At 28.4% G+C, this 10604-nt stretch carries 7 protein-coding genes; all 7 read left to right on the forward strand.

Annotated features, from left to right (window positions below; translation table 11 throughout):
- A partial coding sequence (locus JG780_RS08800) for a hypothetical protein (protein ID WP_287570183.1) occupies nucleotides 1–717 on the forward strand: 717 nt, incomplete at its 5' end.
- Between the two features lie 70 nt (nucleotides 718–787).
- Nucleotides 788–4093 (forward strand): Eco57I restriction-modification methylase domain-containing protein, encoded by a 3306-nt coding sequence (locus tag JG780_RS08805; RefSeq protein ID WP_287570184.1) that lies wholly within the window; start codon nucleotides 788–790, stop codon nucleotides 4091–4093.
- Nucleotides 4087–7278: a helicase-related protein gene (locus tag JG780_RS08810; protein ID WP_287570185.1), complete on the forward strand. Its 3192-nt coding sequence runs from the start codon at nucleotides 4087–4089 to the stop codon at nucleotides 7276–7278. Before JG780_RS08805 ends, JG780_RS08810 begins: the two co-directional genes overlap by 7 nt.
- Nucleotides 7279–7294: 16 nt before the next feature.
- Nucleotides 7295–7882: a hypothetical protein gene (locus tag JG780_RS08815; RefSeq protein ID WP_287570186.1), complete on the forward strand. Its 588-nt coding sequence runs from the start codon at nucleotides 7295–7297 to the stop codon at nucleotides 7880–7882.
- A 434-nt stretch (nucleotides 7883–8316) separates the two neighbouring features.
- The gene (locus tag JG780_RS08820; protein WP_287570187.1) at nucleotides 8317–9246 is read left to right on the forward strand and encodes a P-loop NTPase fold protein; all 930 of its coding nucleotides are present in this window, start codon (nucleotides 8317–8319) and stop codon (nucleotides 9244–9246) included.
- A gap of 336 nt (nucleotides 9247–9582) precedes the next feature.
- A complete protein-coding gene (locus JG780_RS08825) occupies nucleotides 9583–9927 on the forward strand; it encodes a hypothetical protein (RefSeq protein ID WP_287570188.1) in 345 nt (114 codons plus the stop codon).
- A 99-nt stretch (nucleotides 9928–10026) separates the two neighbouring features.
- Nucleotides 10027–10320 (forward strand): nucleotidyltransferase family protein, encoded by a 294-nt coding sequence (locus JG780_RS08830; RefSeq protein WP_287570189.1) that lies wholly within the window; start codon nucleotides 10027–10029, stop codon nucleotides 10318–10320.
- Nucleotides 10321–10604 lie beyond the last annotated feature (284 nt).

Consider the following 10604-nt stretch of genomic DNA (forward strand, 5'->3'; position numbering starts at 1 on the left):
TATAAAACTGCTAGTTTGTTTAAATTGTATAGGGATTATTTAAATTTAAAAGTTGAAGGAAATAGATTGAAAGAGCTTTTTGAAAAGACCTTTATAGAAATAGCAGATGAAAATACTTTATTTGAATTGTACTGGGTGATTAAAATATTAAAAGAAAACGCTAAAGGATATAAGATGTATATTATGGATGGAAAAGAAAATAAAGTTGCAACTTGGGAAGATGATATACATGTGTATACAATATACCATGATAGTACAGGTTCAAATGAATTAATGTTTAAAATTTCAGTAGAAGAAGTGAAAAATTCATCACTTACAAATGAATTTTTAAAAAGGCAAATTAAGGTTTACGACAAATTTAGAGAGATAGGTTCTAAATTATTTAAGGATAGAGAAATAAATGAAAATATTTGGCAGGGAAGGCCAGATATTATTATTGAAGTGCGAAATAAAGAAACAAATAAGTTGAAAAAAGTTGTTTTAGGTGAGGTTAAATATACAACAGATAAAAACTATGTTTTACAAGGATTAAGAGAACTTCTTGAGTATATTTATTTTTTTAAAGATAAATATGGTAGATTTGTTTATGAAAGCATCAATCAGGAAATTAAAGTTAAAGGAATCCTGTTTACAGATAAAATAGAACATGATTATATAAATAATGAATTAGTAGAAGTTGTTAGTTATGGGTCAAAATTAAATTTAGTATTTTATTAGGATAAAATGGTTATGAATTTTTAAAATATGCAAATAAATATGAATGTTAAAGAACAAATGGAGGGGGATTATGGACTTTTCTCAAAAATATAACAGAGAAAATTTTCAAAAATTTTTAGAGTCCTTTTTAACTGATGGTTTTGTAAGGAAAAATTTATCTATTCCGGTGGATGACTATATAAATTCCAAGAGTAGGTACATAAAAGAATGCTATTTAATTGGAGAAGATGAGAAATTAAAAATCCCAATATATGAGTTTAAACATTTTTCAGATTCTGATCCTAGGGTTTCATTATCAAAGGAGGCTTTTAGGATTCTTAGAAATCAATTTGTTGAAAATGCTTTGGCTGTATTTGTTTCAGAAAATTCAGACGATTATAGATTTTCATATCTTTCGGTTAATTATAAATATAGTTCTGACGGAAAAATAATTACTGAATCTTCTAATCCAAGACGGTACTCATTTTTACTGGGGCCAAATTCAAAATTACATACTGTAGAAACTCAGTTGAGTGAGAAAGTAGATTCTTTAGAAGATTTGAGAAATAGATTTTCAATTGAAGTTGTTAATAAAGAATTTTATAAAGGCATACATGATATTTTTTATAAATTTGTCAAAAATATTTCCTTACCATATGACAACAGTGATGAAAATAGAAAAAATTTTACAATTAGGTTTTTGAGTAGGATTATTTTCTTGTGGTTTTTGAAGAAGAAAAAATCAAAACAAGGAAAGTCTTTAATCCCAGAAGAAATATTATCATCAAGTGCAATAAGAGAAGAATATTATCATACTGTTCTTGAACCATTATTTTTTGAAGTATTAAATACTCCAATTAATCAAAGAAAGGTGAATTTTAAAGTTAGTTCCTTTGATTTGATTCCTTATTTTGAGGATATACCATTTTTAAATGGTGGTTTGTTTACTCCCAAAGAACATGATTTTTATGTGTTAGATAAAAATGGAAAATCAAAATATTTTGATGCTTTAAAAATACCAGATATTTTAATCAAAGAATTATTTGAACATCTTGAAACTTATAACTTTACTGTAGATGAAAACACCCCAATAGATATTGAATTGTCTATTGATCCTGAAATGTTAGGACTTATTCTAGAAAATTTACTTGCTGAAATAAATCCTGAAACAGGAGAAAGTGCAAGAAAGCAACTTGGAAGCTTTTATACTCCAAAAGAAATAGTAGATTTTATGGTTACAGAATCATTAAAATATTATCTACAAGATCATACTAATTTAGATAAAGATGAAATTGAAAAAATTCTTAAAAGTGATATGGATATTTACAATGTTGATAATTTTTTGTCGAATGATAAAAAATCTGAGTTGTTGAAAGTTTTATATGATATAAAAATTTTGGATCCAGCCTGTGGTAGTGGAGCTTTTCCCGTTGGAATGCTATTAAAACTAACTCATATATTAGAAATCCTTGATCCAAATGCTGAAATTTACAAAGAAATAATATATCAGAATTTACCATCAACTTTAAGAAGAGAAATAGAAAAAAGATTTGAGAACGAAACACTTCAATTTATACGCAAACTTCATATTATTGAAAAATCAATTTATGGAATTGATATTCAAGAGGTTGCAGTTGAACTTGCAAAGCTTAGAATCTATCTATCGCTAATAATTGAATCAACAGTAGATGACACAAAAGAAAATAGAAATATTAAACCGTTACCAAATCTTGAATTTAAATTTGTGGCTGCTGATACATTAATTAAACTTCCAAAAGAAGAAGTAACTTTCACAACAAAATTAGTAATAAAATTGAAAGGTTTGATAAAAGATTACTTTAGTGCATCTTCATTAAAAGAAAAAAATAAGTTAAGAGAAGAATTTATAAAAATAAAAGAAGAAATCCATTTTTTATATAAACAATGGTATGGTGAACCCAAAAAGGGAAGTTTTGATTATTATATAGAAAGATGGGACCCATTTGGAGATGAACCAGCTGAATTTTTTCATCCATTTTGGATGTTTGGCATAGATGATGGTTTTGATATCGTTATAGGAAACCCACCATATATTCAACTTCAAAGACAAAGGGGTAAATTGTCAAAGAAGTACAAATCGCAAGGTTATGAAACATTTGATAGCAATGGAGATATTTATTGCTTATTCTATGAAAGAGGAATAGACTTATTAAAAGATAAAGGGGTGCTCTGTTATATAACAAGTAACAAATGGATGAGAGCAGGATATGGTGAAAAATTAAGAGAATTTTTCGAAAAATATAATCCCAAATTAATTGTGGATTTAGGCCCTGGAGTTTTTAAGGCTGCTACTGTTGACACAAGCATATTAATTATTCAAAAGGGTGAAAATAAAAAACAATTAAAGGGAATAGAATTAAGAGAAAAAAATATGAATATTAGCAAGTACGTGAATGAAAATCAAAAAGAAGTGTACGCATCAAAAAATGTATGGTTTATTGGTAATAATATTGATTTTAAAATAAAAGAGAAAATTGAAAAATTGGGGAAACCTTTAAAGGATTGGAATATTAATATTTATTATGGTATAAAAACAGGTTTAAACAAAGCATTTATTATTGATACAAAAACTAGGAATATGATATTAAACAATTGCAAAAGTGAAGAAGAAAGAAATAGAACTGAAGAAATAATCAAGCCAGTATTAAGAGGAAGGGATATACAGAGATATTATTATGAGTGGAAAGGGTTGTGGATAATTTTAGCTAAATATGGGTTTTATAAAAAATCTCATTTATATCCTAGTCTTGTTGATTATTTATCAAAATTTGAAATGGCATTAAAAAAAAGAGGACAATGTAAATACAATAGAAATGTTAATAAAAATAAAAGTAATGACTTTCCAGGTCAACACCATTGGTTAGAATTGGATAATAATCCAACTGAAAAATATTTGGAAGAATTTGAAAAAGAAAAGGTTGTTTGGCAGAGAATAACGAAAAAGCCTATGTTTTGTATAGTTTCGTCTGGTTTTTATATATTAGATAGTATGGCATTTTTTACAGGAAATGATTTAAAATATATTACTAGTGTTTTGAATTCTAAATTAATTCATTTCTATATTTTAAAAAATGTTCATAGATATGGTTTTACTGGTTTTCGACTTTCTAATCAATATGTAGAAAGATTACCTATTTTGTTTTTTGATACTGAGGAAAAATTAGCATTAAAAAAAGAAATTGATCAGTTAGTTTCTTTAATGATTCAAAAGTTTAAAGAGGTAGAAAAACAAAAAAACGAGAATCTTATTAAAGAAATAAACAACTATGAAAAGAAAATTAATTCAATGGTATATGATTTGTATGAATTAACACCTAAAGAAATAGAATATATTGAAAAAGAGGTGCAAAAATGGTAACAAGAACATTTATTACAAACGATCATGAAACGTTGTCTGAAACATTGAAAAAAATAAGTAACTCAATTTCAAAATGTTATTTTTTAGTTGGATATTTTTATTTTTCAGGTTTTTCTGAAATATATGAGTATTATAAAGATAAAAATTTAAAAATACTTGTTGGCCTTGACGTAGAAAAAGGTTTGGATAATTTGTACAAAGAAACATACAATATATTTAAAACTGAAGATAAGTCAAAAATATCAATAAGGGAAGATTTTTATAAAAAGCTCAAAGATTTTATTAACAATACTAATTATTATGATTTATCAAAAATGCAAAAGGCTTTTGAAGTATTTTTGGAAAAAATAAAGAATGGAACTCTTGAGATAAGAAAAACAAAACAATCTACTCATTCGAAAATGTACATATTTGAGAGAAAAGATAATGAGGGTGGAATAAATCCTGGTTATGTTATTGTAGGTTCAAGTAATTTATCTGCAAGCGGATTATCTTCTCAAAATGAGGTTAATGTAATTTTAAGAGAGCCGCATCATTTTAAAGAGGCAAAGGAAATATTTGATAGACTTTGGGAAGACTCGGTAGAAATTGTAAGTAAAGATAATTTCAATGAATTTGAAGAGAAAGTGGTCAAGGAAACGTTTCTTGGAGTTATCCCATCTCCTGAACTAATATATGTAAGAGCACTTCATGAATATTTTGAAACAAAACAGCTTGAGGAAGAATTTTTACCCTCTGCAATTACAAATAATAAGTTTTATGATCTAAAATATCAAATTGATGCAATCGAAAAAGCAATATCAATTTTAAGGCAACACAACGGTGTAATTATAGCTGATGTTGTTGGATTAGGTAAAACGGTTATAGCATCAACAATAGCTCACGTTTTAAGAGAAAAAACAATTATTATAGCACCTCCACATCTTGTAAGTACATGGGAAATGTACAAAGAAGATTTTGATTTTCAAGGAAGAGTATTTAGTAGTGGTAAACTGTCAAATGTTTTGGAATATATTGATAAAGCAAATACAAATGAATTTTTAATAATTGTTGACGAAGCTCATAGGTTTAGAAATAATGAAACGCAGCAATATGCTTTGCTTCATAGAATATGTTCTGGAAATAAGGTAGTTCTTTTGAGTGCAACTCCTTTTAACAATAGACCATTGGAGATTTTTAATTTAATTTCTCTATTTCAAAATCCTGCACGCGCTACTTTTATAAATACCAACGGGAGAAATTTATATGATATATTTAAAAAATTAGATGATGAGTTTAGGGAGGCAAGAAAAAAGGATAATAAAGGAAAAATTAAAAAGATATCTGAAAGTATTAGAAATATAATAAATCCACTAATAATTAGAAGGACAAGGCTTGATCTTCAAAAAATAGATGTTTATAGGGAAAATATTAAGGCCCAAAATATATCTTTTCCAAAAGTTAATGAACCTGAATCGTTAAAATATGATTTAGAGGATATTAAGGATAAATACCTTTTAACCCTTGAAATGATTTGTCCAATTGAAGAAAACAACCGTAATTATTTTAAGGCATCTAGATACAGAGTAACTCACTATATAAAAAATTTCAATAAGTATAGAAGGCAATTAGAAGATTATTTTGGAACTGAAAATTTTGAAATTTTACACGAAAATCTATCACTGTTTATGAGGAAACTTTTAGTAAGAAGATTTGAAAGTTCATTAGAAGCATTTAAAAAGTCGATTGAAAATATGATAAATTATACAAAAATAATGATTAAATGGTATAAAGCCGGGAAAGTTCCTCTTTATAAGAAAGGTGGAATAGTTGATCCAGAGCTAATTTTTGAAGAAGACTTTATAGATGATGATTTATTAAAAGATTCAAAATTGGAAAGCTTGAGAAACAAAGGATATTATTTTATTGATTCTAAGGAAATCAGAAAAGCATTTTTAGAAGATATGGAATCAGATTTGAAAATTTTAGAAGATATTTACAATATGTGGTTTTCTAATGATCAATTGTTTATTGTGGAAGATAAAAAGCTTATTTCTTTTAAGAAACATTTAAATAATTTGTATTTACAAAAACCCAATAGAAAAATAGTTGTATTTTCAGAATTTATAGATACAGTTAATTATTTATATGAAAATCTTAAAGATGAGTTTAAAACAATGAAATATACTAGCCGGGATGCTAACGAAAATAATAGAAAAAGGATTATACAGGAATTTGATGCAAGTTGTGACAACCCGACAAATGATATACAGTTATTAATTGCTACGGATGCTTTATCTGAAGGTTTCAATCTAAATAGAGCAGATGTTTTGATTAATTATGATATTCCTTATAATCCTACCAGAGTAATTCAAAGAGTCGGAAGAATTAATAGAATTGGTAAAAATGCTCAAAAAGAAATATTCATTTATAATTATTTTCCCTCTGAAATTGGTGAAGATGAAACTTCTGTTAGAAAAATTTCTACAGCCAAAATACACATGTTTAATTTCATATTTGGAACTGATATGAAAACTCTTACATCAGAAGAGGAATTAAATTCTTATTTTGCAAAGGAGTTATCTGATGATGAAATTTCATGGGATGTTGAATTTTTGAATGATTTACATAGATATCAAAATTTTGAAAATGATATTTATAGAAAAGCTTTGGAATTACCCAAAAGGGTTAGGGCAAAAATCATAGATACTGGTTTAGAAGGAGCTTTAGTTTTTGCAAAGGAAGGAACAAGTTTAACATTTTTAAAATTAACACAGGAAAAAATTGAAAAACTGTCAATTGAAGAAGGGCTAAAATTATTAAAGATGGTAAAAGATAAAAAGTACAAAAAAGTTGATTCTAATTTAGATAGTTATTTAAGAAAAATTTCTGATAATAAAATTACTACTGGAAAAAATGTTAACTTAAATCCACGAACGATTGAATTTAGATTACTAACTATGCTTAATTCTTTTGACTCAAATGATAAATATTTTGAATTATTAATAGAAGTTGTAAAATCAAGAGTTTTACCAAAATTTTATATAAAACAGGCTGTTGAACTAATTGAAAATTCCGAAAATAAAAACCAATTAATCAATGAAATCAAGAAGCTTATTTCTGATAAGTATTTGCAAAGGATATACATTGGTAATAACAAATATATAAAAGATGCCGAAATAATATTTATTGAGCAATATTCGTAATAAAGAGGTAATTAATGTGAAAATTAAACTTACATTTTATGGGCCGTATAAATTGTATGGAAAAAAAGAAGAACTTTTATTTGATTCAGACATATCAAAAGACTATGGTATTTATCTCTGGACAGTAAAATATAAAAATGGATATCTTGTTGACTATATTGGTGAAACAGGAAGAACATTTTGGCAACGTATGAAAGAACATTTGATAGAAACCTTTGGCGGAAACTATAGAATATGTGATCCAGAATTACTTTCCAAAGGAAGAGAAAAAATAATCTGGAATGGTCTTTGGCGAAAAGAAACGAGAAATAAAATAATTGAATTTATAGATAAAGTTGAATTTCTTGTGCCTTTAATTAAAGAGTACATCAATCTTCATTATGTATTTTTAGGTCCGCTTAACGTTGATAGAAATATTAGAAAATCAATTGAATATCATATTGCAAAAGAAATAATAAACTCTCCAAAGCCTTTTAATAATTTACTTCCTATAGATATCAGATTTACAAAGCCCAAAAACATTCCTAATGAAAAGATTATAGTTGAAATAAAATCTTCTGAAACAATCCATGGATTAAAAGAAAGGTTGATAATAAACGGGTAATTTCATGGTGACTTTATTAATTGAACAGAGAAATAAAGAAAGGGTAGTCCATAACGGGCTTGCCCAGCCATATTCGTTGGTAAGGTGGTATGGCTGATTATGGGAATTGATAAGATACCACCTATTTTTTTGACAAAGGTGTCGAACATTGATGAACATGTCGGCGGTGTCGAATATGTCATAATTTGATTAGTCAACTGATAATTTTTTGAATGGAAGGGCTATTGTGAAACTGCAGAAGTTATAAGTTACATAGTAGACAAGCTACTTGAATCTGTAAGAGAAAATTTGCTGGTCAACAGAAATCAGAAATTTGAACAACATTATAAAGCACCATCCCATGGGAATTTTCAGAGTAGCTGGTGAAAATGGTATAGGAAAAACGACGGTACTCATTTATTGGATGTGACAACGTTTTTTCAAGACGTATCACATTGACTTTCAGGGAATCTGTAGAAAGTATTTTGTACGAACTTCTGTACAACCTTTCCAAAAATTTGGAAAGCGATGAAAAACTTTCAAAACAAGCGCAAAAGATAAAAGAATGGGTAGCTGAAGAGGTTTCAACAGTGAAAGGTTTTTCCTTTGGAATAAGCTTGTACGATTCTGCAGGTGTTGGTACTCAAAAGGCACAAACACCAAGGTTTAACTTTTTTGTTGCCAAAGAAAAACTTATGAATTTGATCAAAGAGATTGTCACAGTAAAAAGAAAATTTGTTCTTTTTATTGATGAACTTGACAAAGAAAGTAGAGACGATGTACTTAAAATCGTTGATGCACTGAAAAATGAGCTGGTATTTGAAAATGTAGTCATAATAATGACGCTGCCGTATTCTATATACAGGGAATATAAGCTCGACCGATTAAGGTGGAACGAATCAGGAAACCTGGAAAATGTCTTTAAGGACATAACATTTCTCGAAGAATTAACTGATAGTGATATAAAAGAACTACTTTTGAGGAGAATACACAGATTCAGAGAAGTTATCCCGATAGAATCTCTCGAACCGGTGATAGAATTTGCAGATGGTAACCCGCGAGATGCACTGTGGATCCTTTCCAAGGTCATATTTGAAAATATAGACAAAAATGTGCTGAAAAAGGAAGATGTGATACAGACTATAATGAAGATAGTAGGCGAGTACCTTGATGAATTAAGATTTACGGAGCGTCAAAGGAAAGCATTCAAGTTGTTGAAAAATGTTACTGGTACAAAGGAAGAACTGTTGAACATTTTGCAGGAAAATAGTATTAAGCGTACAACAGCATATTCCATACTAAATACATTCATGGAACGAAAAATACTCATATCAAGAGGAGCAAAATTAAGAATTTCTGGAAAATATAAATTTCTTAATCTGTAAACTTTAACAGATGGTTGTCGAACTTAGTCGAACACTGACGAACTTGTTGGCGATGTCGAAATACAAAATCGTATTTTAGATACTTGTATACCATAGAACTGGGATTAACGATGAATTTCTGAGGACACATGAATTTTACTAGCAGAATTCTGTGTTTTTAGGAAATGTTGAAAGGATTAATCATAGCCACACTCGTTTCTTTTTGAATTATAAAAACAACGTTTTTTACTGATTCGTTATTTCTACTAGGATAGTGCCCAAAAGTTAGGTAGGAAATTTATAAATAGAAGCAATGTCTTGAAAAGACGAAAAAAATGAAACACCGACACAAAGAGAATGGTTGAATTTTGTAAAGAGCAAGGACTTCCTGAACCTGAATTTAAAGAATTTGGTGATGGTTTTTCTGTCATATTTTATAAAGATATTTACAATGAAGAATATCTTAGAAAACTAGGATTAAATGATAGGCATATTAAAGCTGTTTTGTATGTGAAAGAGAAAGGGAAGATTACCAATGAAGAATATCAGGAGATAACAGAATGTTCAAAACCAACAACCACAAGAGAACATTTTGATCTGGTAAAAGCTGGGATATTTTTGAAAAAAGGGATTACCGGAAAAGGCACATTTACATATTGGGCTCATAAAGGGTTCGCAAAGGGCTCAGCGAAGAGGATTTAAATGAAAGATAAACGTTTCAATGAGGAAGGACCCCCTAAAAGCGATAGGTTATGCTACTTTAATTCCTGCTTCAAAAATTTCACAGAGAAGGTTGTTTAAATGAAAACTTTAAATGAAATTATTAGCATAATAAAGGATTTGAAAAAGGAAATTGAACAGAAATACAAAGTAGAAATATTGGGAATATTCGGTTCTTTCGCAAGAGGAGAACAGAAAGAAACAAGTGACGTAGATATTCTCGTTAAATTTCATGAAAATGCAACTCTTTTTGATTTCATAGGACTTTCCATTTTTTTGCAGGAAAAACTCGGTATTGACGTGGATATTGTCCCTCAGGATGCAGTAAGGAAAGAATTAAGAGAAAAAATAAACCAGGAGGTGGTTAAAATATGAGTAGGGACATTACTGCTGGAAGAGGAGAAAGAATTAATGGAGAAGGTAAAAGAGGTTTTCAAAGTATTGGAATTTGAGGTGTAGAAAAGATGGTAGCAGTAATTATTAAAATTTTAAACAAAATTACAAAATAATGTTTTATACTGCTCCCCTGAAGGATTGGACAGTTAGAAAGTAGAGAGTATTATACTGCTCCCCTGAAGGATTGGACAGCTAGAAAGTAGAGAGTATAATTTTTCATGAGGGGGAGTGAAAGATATGAGGAGAAAATTTTCTGCTGAAGA

This window comes from Thermosipho sp. (in: thermotogales) (assembly GCF_020054775.1).
Lineage (GTDB): Bacteria > Thermotogota > Thermotogae > Thermotogales > Fervidobacteriaceae > Thermosipho > Thermosipho africanus.

Bases quoted from the DNA above. Each gene is read 5' to 3' on its own strand.
- JG780_RS08805 (WP_287570184.1), top strand. From the start codon at position 788: ATGGACTTTTCTCAAAAATATAACAGAGAAAATTTTCAAAAATTTTTA.
- JG780_RS08810 (WP_287570185.1), top strand. From the start codon at position 4,087: ATGGTAACAAGAACATTTATTACAAACGATCATGAAACGTTGTCTGAA.
- JG780_RS08825 (WP_287570188.1), top strand. From the start codon at position 9,583: ATGGTTGAATTTTGTAAAGAGCAAGGACTTCCTGAACCTGAATTTAAA.
- JG780_RS08830 (WP_287570189.1), top strand. From the start codon at position 10,027: ATGAAAACTTTAAATGAAATTATTAGCATAATAAAGGATTTGAAAAAG.